This is a genomic window from Streptomyces sodiiphilus, assembly GCF_039529215.1.
Taxonomy (GTDB): domain Bacteria; phylum Actinomycetota; class Actinomycetes; order Streptomycetales; family Streptomycetaceae; genus Streptomyces; species Streptomyces sodiiphilus.
Genome location: NZ_BAAAMJ010000008.1, coordinates 143,075 through 159,869, shown reverse-complemented (window position 1 = coordinate 159,869; position 16,795 = coordinate 143,075). Strand labels below are relative to the sequence as shown.

Annotated in this window: 15 protein-coding genes; 10 read left to right on the top strand and 5 right to left on the bottom strand. The window is 74.2% G+C overall.

The genetic code is table 11. From position 1 onward, the window contains the following. Positions 1-21 precede the first annotated feature (21 nt). Complete coding sequence (locus ABD299_RS03995; protein ID WP_344258876.1) at positions 22-1,437, top strand: aminotransferase-like domain-containing protein; 1,416 nt, start codon at positions 22-24, stop codon at positions 1,435-1,437. Positions 1,438-1,745: 308 nt separating this feature from the next. Next, positions 1,746-2,090, top strand: a complete 345-nt coding sequence (locus ABD299_RS03990) for a hypothetical protein (RefSeq protein WP_344258875.1) — start codon at positions 1,746-1,748, stop codon at positions 2,088-2,090. Positions 2,091-2,162: 72 nt separating this feature from the next. On the opposite strand, the gene ABD299_RS03985 is transcribed toward ABD299_RS03990, so the two are convergent. Next, entirely contained in the window at positions 2,163-2,729 is a 567-nt protein-coding gene (locus tag ABD299_RS03985; RefSeq protein ID WP_344258874.1) for an ArsR/SmtB family transcription factor, read from the bottom strand. A gap of 75 nt (positions 2,730-2,804) precedes the next feature. Between ABD299_RS03985 and ABD299_RS03980 the strand changes: the two genes are divergently transcribed. Continuing rightward, positions 2,805-4,094, top strand: a complete 1,290-nt coding sequence (locus ABD299_RS03980) for an MFS transporter (protein ID WP_344258873.1) — start codon at positions 2,805-2,807, stop codon at positions 4,092-4,094. A gap of 25 nt (positions 4,095-4,119) precedes the next feature. Here the strand turns inward: ABD299_RS03980 and ABD299_RS03975 are convergent, their stop codons facing one another. Beyond that, positions 4,120-4,692 carry a helix-turn-helix domain-containing protein gene (locus ABD299_RS03975; RefSeq protein ID WP_344258872.1) on the bottom strand — a complete coding sequence of 191 codons (573 nt, stop codon included), beginning with the start codon at positions 4,690-4,692 and terminating at the stop codon, positions 4,120-4,122. 74 nt (positions 4,693-4,766) lie between these two features. Here ABD299_RS03975 and ABD299_RS03970 point away from each other — a divergent pair, with 74 nt between their 5' ends. From ABD299_RS03970 to heR, 3 genes are all read left to right on the top strand, one after another. Beyond that, complete coding sequence (locus ABD299_RS03970; protein ID WP_344258871.1) at positions 4,767-5,444, top strand: AzlC family ABC transporter permease; 678 nt, start codon at positions 4,767-4,769, stop codon at positions 5,442-5,444. A gap of 26 nt (positions 5,445-5,470) precedes the next feature. Beyond that, positions 5,471-5,764: an AzlD domain-containing protein gene (locus tag ABD299_RS03965; protein ID WP_344259024.1), complete on the top strand. Its 294-nt coding sequence runs from the start codon at positions 5,471-5,473 to the stop codon at positions 5,762-5,764. A 141-nt stretch (positions 5,765-5,905) separates the two neighbouring features. Next, positions 5,906-6,688 (top strand): heliorhodopsin HeR, encoded by a 783-nt coding sequence (gene heR, locus ABD299_RS03960; RefSeq protein WP_344258869.1) that lies wholly within the window; start codon positions 5,906-5,908, stop codon positions 6,686-6,688. Positions 6,689-6,765: 77 nt separating this feature from the next. Here the strand turns inward: heR and ABD299_RS03955 are convergent, their stop codons facing one another. From ABD299_RS03955 to ABD299_RS03945, 3 genes are all read right to left on the bottom strand, one after another. Then, the gene (locus tag ABD299_RS03955; RefSeq protein ID WP_344258868.1) at positions 6,766-7,023 is read right to left on the bottom strand and encodes a Txe/YoeB family addiction module toxin; all 258 of its coding nucleotides are present in this window, start codon (positions 7,021-7,023) and stop codon (positions 6,766-6,768) included. Beyond that, entirely contained in the window at positions 7,020-7,301 is a 282-nt protein-coding gene (locus tag ABD299_RS03950; RefSeq protein ID WP_344259022.1) for a type II toxin-antitoxin system Phd/YefM family antitoxin, read from the bottom strand. The genes ABD299_RS03955 and ABD299_RS03950 overlap by 4 nt, the downstream gene beginning before the upstream one ends. A 127-nt stretch (positions 7,302-7,428) precedes the next feature. Then, the gene (locus tag ABD299_RS03945) at positions 7,429-8,154 is read right to left on the bottom strand and encodes a polysaccharide deacetylase family protein (protein WP_344259020.1); all 726 of its coding nucleotides are present in this window, start codon (positions 8,152-8,154) and stop codon (positions 7,429-7,431) included. 322 nt (positions 8,155-8,476) lie between these two features. Here ABD299_RS03945 and ABD299_RS03940 point away from each other — a divergent pair, with 322 nt between their 5' ends. From ABD299_RS03940 to ABD299_RS03925, 4 genes are read left to right on the top strand one after another with little or no spacing between them, the layout of a single operon-like run. Continuing rightward, on the top strand, positions 8,477-10,027 hold the full coding sequence (locus ABD299_RS03940) for a TIGR02677 family protein (protein ID WP_344258866.1): 1,551 nt from the start codon (positions 8,477-8,479) through the stop codon (positions 10,025-10,027). Beyond that, positions 10,024-11,262, top strand: coding sequence for a TIGR02678 family protein (locus ABD299_RS03935; protein WP_344258865.1), 1,239 nt, complete (start codon positions 10,024-10,026; stop codon positions 11,260-11,262). The genes ABD299_RS03940 and ABD299_RS03935 overlap by 4 nt, the downstream gene beginning before the upstream one ends. Further along, positions 11,259-15,431, top strand: a complete 4,173-nt coding sequence (locus tag ABD299_RS03930) for a TIGR02680 family protein (RefSeq protein WP_344258864.1) — start codon at positions 11,259-11,261, stop codon at positions 15,429-15,431. The genes ABD299_RS03935 and ABD299_RS03930 overlap by 4 nt, the downstream gene beginning before the upstream one ends. After that, positions 15,428-16,723: a TIGR02679 family protein gene (locus tag ABD299_RS03925; RefSeq protein WP_344258863.1), complete on the top strand. Its 1,296-nt coding sequence runs from the start codon at positions 15,428-15,430 to the stop codon at positions 16,721-16,723. The genes ABD299_RS03930 and ABD299_RS03925 overlap by 4 nt, the downstream gene beginning before the upstream one ends. Positions 16,724-16,795: the final 72 nt, after the last annotated feature.

Below are 16,795 nucleotides of genomic sequence, written 5' to 3'. Positions count from 1 at the left end.
GTAGCGCTACTGTTGGCTGACATGGTCAACGATAGCAGTGCGCGGATCGCCGAGGATCTCCGCGAGTGGATCGCAGCGGCCGCACCGGGGGCGAAGCTGCCCCCGACGCGTGCGTTGGTGGCCCGGTACGGGGCGAGCCCGGTCACCGTGCAGAAGGCGCTGCGTACCCTCGCCGCCCGGGGCATGGTGGAGAGCCGCCCCGGGGTCGGCACGTTCGTCCGGGCCGTCCGCGTCGCCCGCCCCAATGACTACGGGTGGCAGACCGCCGCGCTCGGGTCCCCGCCCAGCCGCCTGCCGCAGTCGTCCACCGCGCTGCGCACCGCCCCCAACGACGTGATAGCGCTGCACTCGGGCTACCCGGACCGGGAGCTCCTGCCGGAGCGGCTGGTGCGCTCCGCGTTCACCCGCGCGGCGCGCGGCGACGCGGCCGTCAGCAGGCCTCCGGCCGCCGGTCTTCCGGAACTCCAGGCGTGGTTCACCACCGAGCTCGGCCGTGCCGCGCCGGTCGGCGTCGCCCCGCCCGCGCCGGGCGACGCGATCATCCTGCCGGGGAGCCAGAGCGGGCTCAGCACCGCCTTTCGCGCGCTGGTGGGCGCCGGCCGGCCGGTGCTGCTGGAGTCGCCCACCTACTGGGGGGCGATCCTCGCCGCCGCGCAGACGGGGGTGCGGGTGGTCCCCGTGCCCAGCGGCATCGACGGCCCCGACCCGGACGAGCTGGACCGTGCCTTCGAGCAGACCGGGGCGCGTGCCTTCTACGCGCAGCCCAGCTTCGCCAACCCCACCGGGGCCCGGTGGGCGCCCGACCTGGCCGGCCAAGTACTGGAGACCGTGCGGCGGCACGGGGCGTTCCTGATCGAGGACGACTGGGCGCACGACTTCGGGATCGACAGCGACCCGGTGCCCCTGGCGGCGCGTGACGACGGCGGGCACGTCGTCCACCTGAGGTCGCTGACCAAGAGCGTGTCCCCGGCGGTGCGCATCGCCGGGGTGATCGCCCGCGGTCCGGCGCGCGAACGGATTCTCGCCGACACGCAGGCAGAGTCGATGTACGTCAGCGGCATGCTGCAGGCCGTCGCGCTCGATGTGGTCGCCCAGCCCGCCTGGCGCACCCATCTGCGCGGTCTGCGCCACCAGTTGGCCGCCCGCCGGGACCTGCTGGCCGGCGCCGTGCGCGAGCACGTGCCCGGCGCGCACCTGGCGGCCGTGCCGCGGGGTGGGCTGCACCTGTGGCTGAGGCTGCCGGACACCACCGACCTGGCGCGGCTGGTGAGGGACTGCGAGGACCGCGGTGTTCTCGTCGCCCCCGGCGACGAGTGGTTTCCCGCCGAACCCACCGGCCCGCACCTCCGGCTGAATTACTCCGGGCCGAACCCCGGGGCCTTCCCGGAAGGCGCACGGATCATCGGACAGGCGCTCAGGAAGCAGCAGGAACGATAAACGCCGGCCGTCCCCCCCCGGCTGTTCCCTCCTCCTGGCTCTCCCGCCGCCGTGACGCGGTGTTCTCCCGTCCCAGCCGGATGCCTCTCGGCGCGCTGTCCCAGCAGGTCAGAGCGTGGGACGGTCCATGAGTACCCGCATTCCCGGGGATTTGCCATGAACGGTGCCGCGCACGGCAAAGAATGGTTCACGTCCGAGGGGCGGCACCGTTCGCTCACGCCGCCCGCCACCGGTTACGGCACCCGGCGGTAAGCCATTCCCGTACCTGCGCCGGGCCGGTGCTCCAGGAAACTCCGAGAGGAATTCTCATGCGCAAGATGAAGAATGCCGTCATTTCCGCGATGGCGAGCGGCGCTCTGGCCGGAGGTCTGCTGCTGGCCGGCGGCTCACCGGCCGCCGCCGCGTCCTGCCCGTCGGGCGCCTCACCGGTCATCCCCGGCGGCAAGGCGAGCTGGACGCTCAGGTGCTCGGGAGGCCAGCTGAGCGTGTACGGCTGGGTGGAGGACACCCGGCGGGACGGCAAGTGCGCGCGGGTCACCGTCCGGGCATCCAGCACCCAGACCCGCACCGCCTGCGGGAAGGGCCAGCGCTCGCACTTCGACTGGAAGTTCCCCAACAGGACGTCGGCCACGGTGACTCTGTCGCTCACCTGAGCCGGGCGCCTCCCGCCGCCCCTTGCCGGAGGGAACGGTCCGGGCCCGGTACTGCCGGGCCCGGACCGGATCTCACTCGGGGAGCCGGTGCAGAACGAAGACGCCGCCATGGGCGGGCCGGTCCAGGCGCTCGTGGTCGGTCTCGACGTACTCGTCGAGGACCGCGAGGATGCGCCGGTCCAGTTCGGCGGCCTCCTCGGGCGACAGGTGCAGCATGAACCGGGCGAAGTTGCTGACGGACCCGGGCCCGGCCTCGCGCAGCTCCTCGTGGAACGCGTCGAAGGCGCCGAAGCCGTCGGGTTCGATGTCGGGCCGGGCGGAGTCCAGCCACCAGGAGCGGTTGGTGGAGCGGTAGGGCTTCTCCAGGGCGCCGCTGGCGCCGGTGCGCACCGGCGCCTGCTCCAGGAAGCCGGCGTCGGCGAGCAGGCGCACGTGGTAGAGCACAGTGCCCGGGTCGCGGCCGAGTCGCTCCGCGAGCTGCTTGTTCGTCATCTCCCGCTGCCCGCACAGGCGCAGGATGCGGGCGCGCAGCGGATGAGCCAGGGCCTTGGCCTCGCGCACCGTGGCCATCCGTCGTTCCCGGGGCCCGCTGCCCGGCTGTCCGCCCGTCGCCTGCTGGTCAGCGGCCTCGTCACCCATGCCGGCCAGGGTAGGGCACCCGTGGAGTCCCGCACATCGATTGAATTTTCTCCATCGATGTGGGAATCTCCATCAATGACCGACAGCGATGTGGCTCCCGAGCGCGTCCACCCCTCCTCCGGGCCCGGCGGAGCCGCCGCCCGGGCCCGCCTGGGCGGTGCCTACTGGCGCCTGTGGATCTCCTCCGCCCTGTCGAACCTCGCCGACGGCGTCTTCAAGATCGCGCTGCCCCTGATCGCCATCGGCTTCACCCGCTCGCCGGTGCTCGTCGCCGGCGTCACGTTCGCCCTGACCGTTCCCTGGCTGCTCTTCGCCCTGCCGGCCGGCGCGCTCGCCGACCGGCTCGACCGCCGCAAGGTGATGCTGGCCGCCAACACCGTCCGAGCCGTGCTGCTCGCCGCCCTCGCGGCCACCGTCGCCCTGGACCTCGCCTCGATCTGGGCGCTGTACGCCGTCGCGTTCTGCGTCGGCGTCGCCGAGACCCTCTACGACACCACAGCCCAGTCGATCCTCCCCAGGCTGGTGTCCCGCGACCAGCTCTCCCGCGCCAACGGCCGCCTCTACGCCGCCGAGCTGACGGCCAACCAGTTCGTCGGCCCGCCCCTGGGGGGTCTGCTGGTCGCGGCCGGTGCCGTCGCCGCGTTCAGCGCGCCGGTCGCGCTGTGGGCGGTCGCCGTGGGCGCCCTCCTGATGGTGCGCGGCACCTACCGCGTCGGCCGGGAGCGGCCCACCACCGTGCGCGCGGACATCGCCGAGGGGCTGCGCTTCCTGTGGCGGCACCGGCTGCTGCGCACCATGGCCGTGATGGTCGGGGGCTTCAACTTCGCCACCAACGCGGCCTGGGCGGTACTCGTCCTCTTCGCCGTCGGGCCCGCCTCGCCCGTCGGGCTGTCGGAGCAGGGCTTCGGTCTGCTGCTGGTCACCGTCGCGGCCGGCAGCCTGCTGGGCTCCTTCCTCGCCGAACGCGTCGAGCGGCTGCTCGGGCGGGCCCGCGCGCTCGCGCTGTCCGTCTGCACCGGCGCGCTCATGCTCGGCGCCCCGGCCGCCACGGCGGACCCCTTCCTGCTCGGCGCCGCGTTCTTCACCGGGGGAGTGGGCATCGTCGTCTGGAACGTCATCACGGTCTCGCTGCGCCAGCGCGTCACCCCCGACCGGCTGCTGGGGCGCGTCAACAGCGGCTACCGGCTCCTCGCCTGGGGCACCATGCCGCTGGGCGCCGCCGCCGGCGGACTGCTGGCCCAGCTCGCCGGCCTGCGCGCGGTGTTCGCCGCCTCCGCGCTGCTCACCCTCGCCCTGCTCGCGGTCATGCCCCTGGTGACCGACCGGGCCATGGCCGCCGCCGAACGCGAGGCGGGCCCCTCCTGACAGCAGGGAGGTCCGGCCTCCTCCGTCACACGTGCTCGGTGACCACGACCGCCCGGGTGCCCGGGGCCAGGGCCTCGAAGACGTGCGGCAGATCCCCCGGGTAACAGACGTAGTCGCCCGGACGGAGCTCCACCTCCTCGCCGGCGACACCGGCCCGGGCCCGGCCGTGGGACAGCACCACGTGCTCGACCACCCCGGGCATGTGCGGATCCGAGGCGTGCACCGTCCCCGGCTCGGCATCGACGTGGTAGATGTCGCGCCGCGCCCCGTGCGGACAGGCCGCCAGCAGGGTGGCCCGGTAGTCGGCGTGCGCGGAGGCCACCGCCGGGCCCTGCCCGGCCCTGATCACCCGGGTGCGCACCCTCGGGGGGTCCAGCAGTCGGGAGAACGGCACGTCGAGCGTCACGCACAGCGCCCACAGCGTCTCCAGGCTCGGGTTCCCCCTGCCCGCCTCCAGCTGGGAAAGGGTGGACTTGGAGACGCCCGCCCTGCGGGCGGCCTCGCTGAGCGACAGGCCCGTTCTCGCGCGCTCCCGGCGCAGGGCCGCCGCGATGGAGTCCAGCGGGACCTTGTCCGCGGTGGGTTCGTCCGCCGCCATACGTGCGCTCCGTTCGGTGTGTCAATCCATCGTTCGCCTTGACGAACGCCGGGCGGGTGTTCATTCTGATGCTCGTGCCTTCGATATGGAGAACGGTAGACCGGGGCCTGCTGCGGGACATCACGCCGGTGTGCCTGGCGGTCGGAGTCATCGGCCTGTCCTACGGAGCGATCGCCGTCGCGTCCGGCTTCCCGCTGTGGCTCCCGGTGACCCTCGGCCTGCTGGTGCTCGCGGCCTCCTCCGAGTTCCTCTTCGTCGGCATCATCGCCGCCGGAGGCAGCCCCGTCGCTGCCGTGCTGGCCGGGCTGCTCGTCAACAGCCGGCACATCCCCTTCGGGCTCGCCGTGCCGGACGTGCTCGGCCGCGGCGGAAAACGCCTGCTGGGCACACACCTCATGAACGACGAGACCGTGGTCTTCGCCCTCGCCCAGCAGGACCCGCGGCGCCAACGGGCCGCCTACTGGATGTGCGGCCTGGGAATCCTGCTCTGCTGGCCGCTCGGCGCGCTCGCCGGCGGCCTCATCGGTACCGTCGTCGAGGACACCGGCGCGCTCGGACTCGACGCCATGTTCCCGGCCGTTCTGCTGGCCCTCGTCCTTCCGGCCCTCCGCGACCGCGACAAGCGCCGGCCCGCCCTGGCCGGAGCCGCGATCGCGCTCGCCGCCACACCGTTCCTTCCCGCCGGGCTGCCCGTACTGCTCGCTCTGACGGCGCTGCCGCTCACCGCCGTCCCCCGGCGGAGCGGCCGGTGAACGACCACCGCGTCCTGATCGCCGCGATGCTCGTGCTCGCCGCGGGCACCTTCGCCTTCCGGTTCGCCGGCCCGCTGCTGCGCTCCCGTGTCACCTTCCCGCCGGAAGCGGAGAGAGCGATGGAACTCTCCGCCCTCGTCCTGCTCGCCGCGCTGGTCGCCACCACCGCGCTCACCGAGGGGCACGGCCTCGCCGGCGTCGCCCGCCCGGCCGGAGTGGCGGCCGCCGGCCTGCTCGCCTGGCGCCGGGCCCCCTTCCTGGTCGTCGTCCTGGGGGCCGCCGCCGTCACCGCCGTGCTGAGACTGCTCGGCGTGCCGTGACCCGCCGTTGGCGGGCCACATCACGGCGGTTGGCCCAGCCGTCGACACGCCTCGCCCACGCACGGACCTTCTGCGGCGATCTGCCGGTTCCCGTCTAGATTCGGCGTGATACGGGCGGTTCGGGATCCGGGAGGAACACCGATGCACAGCGATGGCAGCGCGCCGACGGCAAGCGGCGTCACCGAGAAGCGTCTGGCCGGGCTCCGCAGGTGGAACCTCGGTCTCACGCTGCTGCACCTCGCCCAGGCCGCGCTCGTCCTCCTGCTCGCCGGGAGCTTCGCGATCACGGTCACCTCCTCCGTGCCGGAGGGGCCTCCCGGCACGGCCCCGCCCGCCCCCGAGGCGCTGTTCGACGTGCGGATCGGCTGGGCCGTCGCCGTCTTCCTGGGACTGGCGGCCCTGGACCACCTGCTGACGGCCACGGTGATGCGCGGCACCTACGAACGCGACCTGCGGCGCGGCATCAACCGCTTCCGGTGGCTCGAGTACTCGGTCAGCGCCACTCTGATGATCATCCTCATCAGCTTCTACTCGGGCATCACGAGCATCAACGCCGTCATCGTCATCGCCGCCGCCAACGCGGCGATGATCTTCTTCGGCTGGCTCCAGGAGCTCATGAACCCGCCCGGCCGCACGGCCACCACCATGCTTCCCTTCTGGTTCGGGACCATCGCCGGGCTGGGCCCGTGGGTGTCCATCGCGTACAACATCGTCGCCTCCGAGACCGTCCCCGGCTTCGTCTACGGCATCGTTCTGGCGCAGGCCGCCTTCTTCTTCAGCTTCGGCGCCAACCAGTGGCTCCAGTACCGCCGGATCGGGCCGTGGGCCGACTACGCCTACGGCGAGAAGGCGTACCTCGTGCTCAGTCTGGTCGCCAAGTCCGTGCTGGCATGGCAGATCTTCGGCGGCTCCCTGGCGGAATGACGCGCCCCGAGACCGCGATCGTCAGCAGGTGCGAGGCATGGCAACGCGCTGTTCACGCTGGGGCGGTAGAGAGCTTGTCAGTAGTGGTAGCGGGCTTTGATGATCTTTACTTCCTTGTCGTCGCTTCGGTAGACGAGCCGGTGTTCGTCATCGATGCGTCGTGACCAGTAACCCGTGAGGTCGCCCTTCAAAGGCTCGGGCTTGCCGATGCCTTCGAAGGGCGTGCGCTGGATCTCGCCGATCAGACGTGTGATCCGTCGAGCCGTCTTCCGGTCCGACGCGAGCCAGAACAGGAAGTCCTCCCCTGCGGCAGGGTCGAAGTTGACGTTCCTCACGCCTCGCCCCCAGCCATGTCCCGAAGTTCGTCGAGTGTCCTGGTGACCCCGGACTCGCCCGCCTTGTCCCGGGCGATCGCTTCCATCAGCCGCCGTGCGTTCGCAGGGGAACGGAGGAGGTAGACGGTCTCCATCCAGGAGTCGTAGTCGTCGGCGGACATGAGGACGGCATCCCCTGCCCTGGAGGTGATCCGCAGAGGATCGTGGTCGGTGTTGACACGTTCGATGAGCGGGAACAGGCACTTGCTCGCTTCGCTCGCGCTGATGCTCTTGGGGATGCCTTGGTTCCAGGAAGGACTGCACAGCCGTACCGCTATCGTACCGGGTTGTGGTACCGCTCGGGGTGGGGCTTCCGTGGCAGGCGGTGAAGACCGGACGGGCAGCGCGCCTGGCGACAGCGGGACGTCAGGGCCGGTAGATCACGCCCGGCTCCGGCACGGCGGGGGCCATCAGGTCGGAGACGGTGACGAAGGTGTAGCCCTCGGCCTTCAGCTTCTCGATGATGCCAGGAACGGCGGGCACGGTCCCGTCGTAGATGTCGTGCAGAAGAATGATTCCGTCACGGTCGGCCTGCTCCAGCACGCGGCTCTCGATGAGATCGGAGTCGGTGGTGGCGTAGTCCTTGGCCGTGACGCTCCACAGGATCTGCGCCAGCCCGAGCTCCCGGGAGATCTCCGAGACCGTGTCGTTCGTGCGGCCCTGCGGCGGCCGCATGAGCGTCGGCTCCTCGCCGGTGATCTCCGCGATGGCCTCCTGGGTACGCACCAGCTCCTCCCGTATCTCGTCCGGCTCGATCTCGGTCAGCCGCGGGTGCGTCCAGGTGTGGTTCGCCACCTCGTGCCCCTCGTCCGCGATCCGCCGCACGATGTCCGGGTACTTCTCAATGCGGTTGCGGCCGAGCAGGAAGAAGGTCGCGGGCACCTCCTCGTCCCGGAGGATGTCCAGCAGCTCCGGGGTGTTCGTGCCGGGGCTGGAGTCGAACGTGAGGGCTATGCAGGTGGCCTCGCGGCAGTCCACCGTGCCCGCCCCCACGAGCACCACGGGTTCCGCGGCCTCCCTGGCCTCTCCGGGCGAGGTGGTGGCCATGGCGCATCCCCCCAGCACCAGCGTCAGCCCGGCGGCGACCGCCATCCGCGCGAAGCGCGCGCCGTACCGGTTCCCGGACTTCTTCGGTATCCCCACCAGGTTTCTCTCTCTCGTCTCCGGCCGGAATCCGGAACCTTCCGTAATGCCCGGCCCGTGGCTGTCATCGGACGCACGGAAACAGAGAGATCCGCTGTGCTGTTGTCACAACCCCCGCCCCCCATCCCGTCGAACAGGAGTCTACGAGTGGGTAACGCAAAGGAGTTGAGGAGGGCGTGCCGCCCGCGTGCCGGAGGGGCCTTACCACGACGGGGCGGATCCGGCCATCACCGTCACGGGGTGTCGGTGGAGTGGTGCAGACTGTGGGGCGATGAATGAGCGTGCGAGGCCCGCCGGGGACGCGGAAAGGGCGGGGTATCGGCCGTTCGCGCACCTCACGGCGCCGAACGCCGGTCTGTACCGGGCGGTGATGGGCGTCTTCACGGCCGCCAAGGAGCGGTTCACCGTGCATCTGCGGCCGGAGGACGTGCTGGGGGCGCTGCCGCCGGAGCACCGGCCGGGCGATGTCGAGACCGTGATCCACGCGCTGGACGGGCTGGTGGGCTGGGGCAATCTCCGTGCCGATCCGGACACCACCCGGGTCACGGCCGTCGAGGACTTCTACCGCCGGCGGCTCATCTACCAGATCACCGCGGCCGGTGAGGCCGCCGAGGAGGCGCTGAGCGCCTACGACACGGCGCTGGGGCGGCGCGGAGCGCTGCAGGCGGTGGCGCTGGCGGACATCGCGGAGCAGCTGCGGGTGCTGCTGGCACTCGCGGACGGCCCGGAACCCGACCCGGCGAAGACACATCTGTCGCTGCTGGCCCTCACCGACCGGTTCACGGCGCTCGCGGACAACGCACGGGCGTTCATGGGTTCACTGCAGCGCACCATCGACCTGCACGACGCGGAGGTCGAGGCGTTCCTCGCCTACAAGGACCGGCTGATCGGCTACCTGGAGCGGTTCATCCAGGATCTGATCACCATGGGCTCCCAGATCGCACGGCTCATCACGGAGCTGGAGGAGACCGGCGCGGCCGGCAGGCTCCTGCGGGTGGCGGCCGGACGCGAGGCGTCGGACGCCGCCCCCGAGCAGTCGGCCGACGCGGTGGGGGAGGCCGAGGAGCACTGGCGGGAACGGTGGGCCGGGCTGAGGTCCTGGTTCCTGAGCACACCCGGGCATGACGCGCAGGCGAAGCTGCTGCGCGGCGCCGCCCTGGGGGCCATCCCGCAGTTGCTGGCCGTGGTGCGGACGCTGAACGAACGCCGGTCGGGCCGTTCGGACCGGTCGGCGGACTTCCGCAGGCTCGCGCTCTGGTTCGCCCAGGCGCCGGACGACGACGCCCGGCACCGGCTGTGGCGCGGTTCCTTCGGGCTCTACCAGGCGCGGCACCTGACGGTCGACGCGGACACTCTGGCGGAGCGGGAGGCCGCTCCGGTGGCGGCCGACACGCCGTGGGAGAAGGCGCCGCCGCTCAGGATCAGCCCGCAACTGCGCCGCACCGGCTCGTACGAGCGGCGGGGCAAGGCGCGCAAGGTCACCGACCGCAGCGCGGACCGCGCCTACCTCGCGGAGGTCGCCCGCGCCCAGGCCGAGCAGGCCGCCGCCGCCCGGGCGGCGCTGGACACCGGCGGCGAGCTGCGCCTTTCCGAGCTCGCCGAGCTGGACCAGGCGGCGTTCGGCCTCTTCCTGCAACTGCTGGGGGACGCCCTGGGGACGTGGCGGCCGGGCACCACCGAGACCCGGGCGACCAGCAACGACGGCACCATGGAGATCCGGCTGCGGCTTCTCGAGGGTGGCGGCACCGCCACGGTGCACACCCCCGGCGGCGTGTTCACCGGGCCCGACCACTGGGTGGAGATCCGCGAGGTGGCTCCATGAGCGACGACCAGCGCACCGCGGAGTTCCGGCGCGCCGCACGGGCTCTGCTGCGCAACCCCCTGCTGCGTGCCCAGGGCGACACGGCGGACGACTTCCGGCTGGTGCGGCAGCACGCGGCGGAGCTGCGGGCGTGGTTCGACCGCAACACCGGCTGGGCACTGCGGGTGGACGCCACCGCGGCCCGGCTGTTCAAGGTCCCGGGCCACCACGGCGAGCCCACCCACCCGGCGCGCGAGCCCAAAGGCGCCGCCCTGCCCTTCAGCCGCCGGCGGTACGTGCTGCTCTGCCTGGCACTGGCGGTCCTGGACCGGGGAGAGGCACAGATCGCACTCGGACGGCTCGCCGACCAGGTCGCGCTGGAAGCGGCCGACCCCCAGCTGGCGGCCGCGGGCATCGGCTTCGCGCTGGAGGCGCGCGAGGACCGCCGGGACCTGATCGCCGTCGTCCGGCTGCTGCTGAAGCTGGGGGTGCTGACCCGGGTGGCGGGGGACGAGGACGCCTACCTCGGCCAGGCAGGTGACGCGCTCTACGACGTGGAGCGCAGGGTGCTCGCGAGCCTTCTCGCCACCCGGCGCGGGCCGTCGCTGGTGGCCGCCACCGCCTTCGAGGACCGACTGGCCGAGCTCACCGACGAAACCACCCTGGACACCGGGGAACTGCGCAACCGCCGGCTGCGCCACACGCTCACCCGGCGGCTGCTCGACGACCCGGTGCTGTACTTCTCGGAACTGACGGACGAGGAGGCCGCGTACCTGACCGGGCAGCGCGGCGCCCTCACCCGGCGGATCGGCGAGCTGACCGGACTGGTCGCGGAAGTCCGCGCCGAGGGCATCGCCATGGTCGACCCGCACGACGAGCTGACCGATGTGCGGATGCCCGAGCAGGGCACGCACGGGCACCTCACGCTGCTGCTCGCCGGCCACCTCGCCGGGCACGGCCCCGCCACGGTGGCGGAGCTGCGCGCCCGTACCCGCGAACTGGCCGCCGAGCACGCCGGGTTCTGGTCCAAGTCGGCCCGGGAACCGGGCTCGGAGAACGACCTGGTGGAACGCGCGGTGGCACGGCTCACAGCACTGCGGCTGGTGGAACGCGTTCCCGGCGGCACGGCCGACGGCGAGACGGTCGTCCCCCGGCCCGCGCTGGCCCGCTACGCCCTCGGCGAGACCGTCGTCCTGGAGCCCGGCGGACGGCGCACGGCACGCACGAAGACCCCCCGGCGAAGGACCACCCGGTGAATCACGACCGACTCCCCACCCCGACCCGCTCCCGCTGGCAGCCCCTGCGCATCGGGCTGGTGGACATCTTCTACTACGACCGCGAGGAGTTCTGGTTCCGGGACGGCCGGCTGCTGCTGCGCGGCAACAACGGCACCGGCAAGTCCAAGGTGCTGGCGCTGACCCTGCCCTTCCTGCTCGACGGCGACCTGCGCGCCCACCGGGTCGAGCCCGACGGCGACCCCAAGAAGCGCATGGAGTGGAACCTGCTGCTCGGCGGGGAGCACCCGCACCCCGAGCGGCTGGGCTACACCTGGATCGAGTTCGGGCGGCTGGACGAAGCCGGCGAGCCGCACTTCCGCACCCTGGCCTGCGGGCTGAAGGCGGTGGCCGGACGCGGCATCGCCCGGCACTGGTACGCCGTCACCGAGCAGCGCGTCGGGCGCCCGGAGGACGGGCACCTGTCGCTGCTGGACGCCACCGGCGCCGCCCTGGGCCGGGACCGCCTGGCGGAGGCGGTCGCCGGGCACGGCATGGTCTACGACCAGGCGAAGGCCTACCGGCGGGCCGTCGACGAGGCGCTGTTCGGACTGGGCGAGCAGCGCTACGGCGCGCTGGTGGACCTGCTGGTGCAGCTGCGTCAGCCGCAGCTGTCCAAACGGCCCGACGAGCGGGCGCTGTCCCGCGCGCTGACCGAGGCGCTGCCGCCGATGGACCAGCGGATCGTCGCGGACGCCGCCGAGGCGTTCCGGTCGCTGGACGACGAGAAGGCCGGGCTGGCCGCGATGGACGAGGCCCGCCGGGCCGCCACCGGATTCCTGGAGCACTACCGCCGCTACGCCCGGGCCGCCTGTCGCCGCAAGGCGGTCGCGCCCCGCGAGCGGCACTCCCGTTACGAGGCCGTCCACCGGGAGCTCGGCGAGGCCCGCGAGGAACACCGGAGCGCCGGGGAGCGGCTGGCCGCGGCCGACCAGGCGCTGACCGAGCTGGGCGGGCGGGCGGTCCGGCTGGAGGCGGAGGAGGAGGCGCTGCGCGCCCGGCCCGAGATGCGCAGCGCCCAGGAACTCGACCGCGCCGCGCGGGAGGCGGAGCGCACCGAGGCGGCCTCCCGCACCGCCCGGGCCGACCACGACGGTGCGGCGGAGCAGCTGGCACGGGCCCGGGGCAGGCTGGACACGACCGGGAACCGGCTGGCCGCGGCGCGGGAACGCCTCGGCCAGGCACTCGCGGAGAGCCAGGAGGCCGCCGCGGAGGCCGGGATCGGCCCGGGGCACGGCGAGCGCGTCGCCGGACCGGCGCGCGCCGGGGAGCAGCGGGACGTCGCCGCACTGCGGCGGGCCGCCGCCGGACTGGCCGACGGCCGGAGCCGGGCCGTGGACCACCTGGAGGGCCTGGTGGGCGCGGCCGAGGAGGCGGAGGCCGGGCACCGGGCGGCCCGGGCCCGCCTGGAGGCCGCCGCCGCGGACACCGAGGAGGCGGCCCAGGGGCAGGAGGAGGCCGCCCGGCGGGTCGCCGAGGCCACCGACGCGCTGGTCGCCGCCGTGCGGGAGCGGCTGGACGTCGCCGTGGAGCTGCGGCCGCCGGACACGGTCGGCCTGCTGGACCGCCTGCAGCAGTGGGCCGGACCACTGGACGGGCCGTATCCGGTGCGGGCCGAGGCCGAGGCCGCCCACCGCCGTGCCGCCGAGGAGTTCGTCACGGCCCGTGCCGCTCTGGAGAGCGAGGGCGAGACCCTGCGCCGTCGCTCCGCGGAGCTGAGGGACGAACTGGCACGCCTGGAGAGCGGTGGCCAGCGGTCCCCGCGCCCCCCGCACACCCGCTCGGCCGAGGCGCGCGAGCACGTCCCGGGCGCCCCGCTGTGGCGCCTGGTGGACTTCGGCGACCAGCTCACGGACTCCCGGCGGGCCGGTCTGGAGGCCGCGCTGGAGGCGTCCGGCCTGCTGGACGCCTGGGTGTCCCCGGACGGGACCGCGCTGCGGGCCGGCACCCATGACGTGCTGCTCACCGGCGGCGAGCCGGTGACGGCCGGGCCGAGCCTGGCCCGGGTGCTGCGCCCCGCCGTGGACGCCGGGGACGAGAACGCCGCGGCGGTCGGGGCCGAGGCAGTCCGCCGCCTGCTGGACACCATCGCCTTCGGCGAGGACGCCGAGGCGGCGCACACCTGGGTGGACGACGCCGGACGGTTCCGGGTGGGGGCGCTGTCGGGATCCTGGGCGAAACCCGCCGCCGAGTACCTGGGCGCGGGCGCCCGGGAGGCCGCCCGGCGGGCCCGGATCGCCGACCTGCGCGGCGAACTGACCGCGCTGGACGGCGAACTGGAGCACGTCGCACAGCGGCTGACCGCCCTGGAGGAGCGCCGGACCGTCCTGGACGACGAGCTGGCCGCGCTTCCCGACGACACGGAGCTCCGCCGGGCCCACGCACTGGCGGGCGCCGCCGCCGACGCGCTGAACCGGGCCAGGGAGCGCCAGGACCACCACGCACGCCGGTGCGCCGAGGCCGCGGAGCGGGAGCGGCAGGCCCGCGACACGCGGGACGCCACGGCCGCCGGGCTGCGGCTGCCGCCGGACCGGGAGGCGCTGCGGACCGTGCGGGGGGCGCTGGCCGCCTACCGGGAGGCGCTGGCCGGCCTGTGGCCGGCGCTGCGCGAACACACCGACGCCGAACAGGCCGTGGCCGCCGACCGCGAGGAGGCCGAGCGCGCCGCCCGGCGGGCCGAAGAACTGGCGGTCCGGGCGGAGGAGGCCGGCCGGGAGGCCGCGGCGGCCGGCCAGCGGCATTTGACGCTCCAGTCCACCGTCGGCACGGCCGTCGCCGAACTCCAGCGCAAGCTGGGCGAGGTGGCCCGGGCGCGGACCGCCTGCGCCGAGGAGCGGCGGGAGGCGACGCGTCGCCGGGAGGAGGCCCTCCGCGCCGAGAGCCGCGCACAGGGCCGCACGGAACAGCTCGCGGCCGACGTCGAGGACGCGGTGCGGCAGCGGGCGGAGGCCATTGAGGCGTTGCGCCGGTTCGCCGCCACCGGGCTGCTGTCGGTGGCGCTGCCGGACCTGGTGCCGCCACCGGGAATCCCGGCCGCCGACCTGGCCGGGACGGGGCCCGAGGAGGTCCCGGCGGAGCAGCCGGGGCAGGACGGGGACTGGTCGCCCACCGCGGGCGTGGAGCTGGCCCGCTCCATCGAGCGGGAGCTGTCCGGAACGGACCTCGCCGACACCGCCTGGGAGCGGGTGCAGCGGCGGGTCAACGACGAGTTCAAGGGCCTTCAGGACGCCCTGGCCCGGCATGGCCACTCCGCCTCCGCCCAGGTGCGCGAGGACGGCATCGTGGTCGAGGTGGTCTTCCAGGGGCACCGCAGGGCCGTGCCGGAGCTCGCCACCGCTCTGGAGACGGAGGTCGACCAGATGCAGCGCATCCTCTCGGCCAGGGAGCGGGAGATCCTGGAGACCCATCTGCTCACCGAGGTCGGCGGCACGCTGCAGGAGCTGATAGGGGCGGCCGAGCGGCAGGTACTGGAGATGAACGAGGAGCTCCAGGAACGGCCGACCAGCACCGGGATGCGGCTGCGGCTGGTGTGGCGGCCCTCCCGGCAGGCACCGTCCGGCCTGGGCCCGGCCCGGGAGCGGCTGCGCCGCTCGGCGGACGCCTGGTCGCCCGGGGACCGGGCGGCCATCGGGGAGTTCCTGCAGGCCCAGATCGGCCGGGCGCAGGCGGACGACCCGTCCGGAAGCTGGCTGGAGCATCTCACCCGCGCCCTGGACTACCGGGACTGGCACGAGTTCTCCATCGAGCGGCGGCAGCACGGCCGGTGGCGCAGCGCCACCGGCCCGGCCTCCGGCGGGGAGCGTGTGCTGTCGGTGTCGGTGCCGCTGTTCGCCGCGGCCTCCTCGCACTACCGCACGGCCGGAAACCCGCACGCGCCCCGGCTGGTGACGCTGGACGAGGCGTTCGCGGGGGTGGACGACGACGCCCGGGCCTCGTGCCTGGGGCTGCTGAGCACCTTCGATCTCGACGTGGTGATGACCAGCGAACGCGAGTGGGCCTGCTACCCGGAGGTGCCCGGCGTGGCCATCGCTCAGCTCTCCCGGGTGGACGAGGTGCCGGCCGTGCTGGTCACCCGCTGGGAGTGGGACGGCCGGCGCCGGGCGGCCGGCCCGGAGCCGCGGCCGGTGCCGCTGCCCGCCCAGGCACGGTGACCGTGGCCGGCGAGGAGTCCGAGGAGACGCGGGAAGCACGGGAGGCGCGGGAGACCCAGGTGGTCGATCTGCCGCGACTGCGGCGGCTCCTCGGCACCCCCGAGCTGGCCTGGCTGATCGACCGGGCACGCCGCCGCATGGCCCGTGGCGAGACGCTGGACGCGACCGTGACCCTGCGGCCGGCCGGACCCGCCCAGCGCGCCGCCGCCGAGCGGCTGCTGGGCCGGGCCCCCCGTCCCGGCGCGGGGCTCACCGTCTCCCTCGGCGCGGTGGACGCGCTGCTGCGGCGGGCGGAGATCTGTCCCGGCGGGCTCGCCGAGGCCGTCACCGCGCTGACCGGCGAGGTGTCCCCGCTGCGGGAGGAGCGGCGCCGGGTGGAGGAGGCGTGGCGCCGGGCGCACGCCCCGCTGGCCGCCGAGTGCGCCCGCCGCCCCGGGCTCGCCGCCTGGTACGAAGGACTGCCCGGCACCGGCCTGGTCCGGCGGCTCAGCGGCAACGACCCGGACGTGGCGGCACCCATGCTGTCCGACCTGGCCGCCGTCCTGCGCGAACTGCCGCACCCCGGGACGGAGCTGGCGGTCCTCGCGGCCCGCGTCTGCGGCGACGCCCACGCCCTGGACCAGGACCGCCCGCTGGCCACCCTCGCGCTCGGCGCCGTCCGCGCGCTGACCGGCGCCCCGGCCGGCAGCGGCGCGGAATGGCGGCGCTCGGTGTGGGCCGCGGCGGGGCTGTTCACCGACGAGCTCTCCAGCACCGTGCTCACCCTCGGCCTGCCCGGCGACCGGCGCGGCGCGGTGGGCCGCTCCCTGGAGGCGCTCCGGGCCGCGGGGCAGCCCGCCGTCCTCACCCTGCGCCAGCTCACCCGGGACGCCCCCCACATCTCCTGCGACGTCCTGTTCGTCTGCGAGAACCCCTCCGTGGTGAGTGCTGCGGCCGATCAACTGGGCCCCGGCTGCGTGCCCCTGGTGTGCACCCAGGGGCAGCCGGGAACCGCGGCCGTCACCCTGCTGCGCCGGGCGGCCGACGCCGGGGCCCGGCTCCTCTACCACGGCGACTTCGACTGGGGCGGCCTGCGCATCGCCAACACCCTGCTGCGCCGGGTGCCCTGGCAGCCGTGGCACTACGACTCCGCCGCCTACCGGGCAGCCCTCCCGAAGGCCCGCGGCCCCCTCACCGGCACTCCGGCCACCGCCGACTGGGACGACCGCCTCGCCGGCCTGATGGCGGCGAGCGGTGTCCGCGTCGAGGAGGAACTGGTCCTGGACCGGCTCCTGCCCGACCTCGCCCGCTGAGCGGGCCGGGCCCGCATAGACTGATTCCGGCTCGGGACCAGCGGCCATGTCCGGAGCGGCGCGCAAGCTATC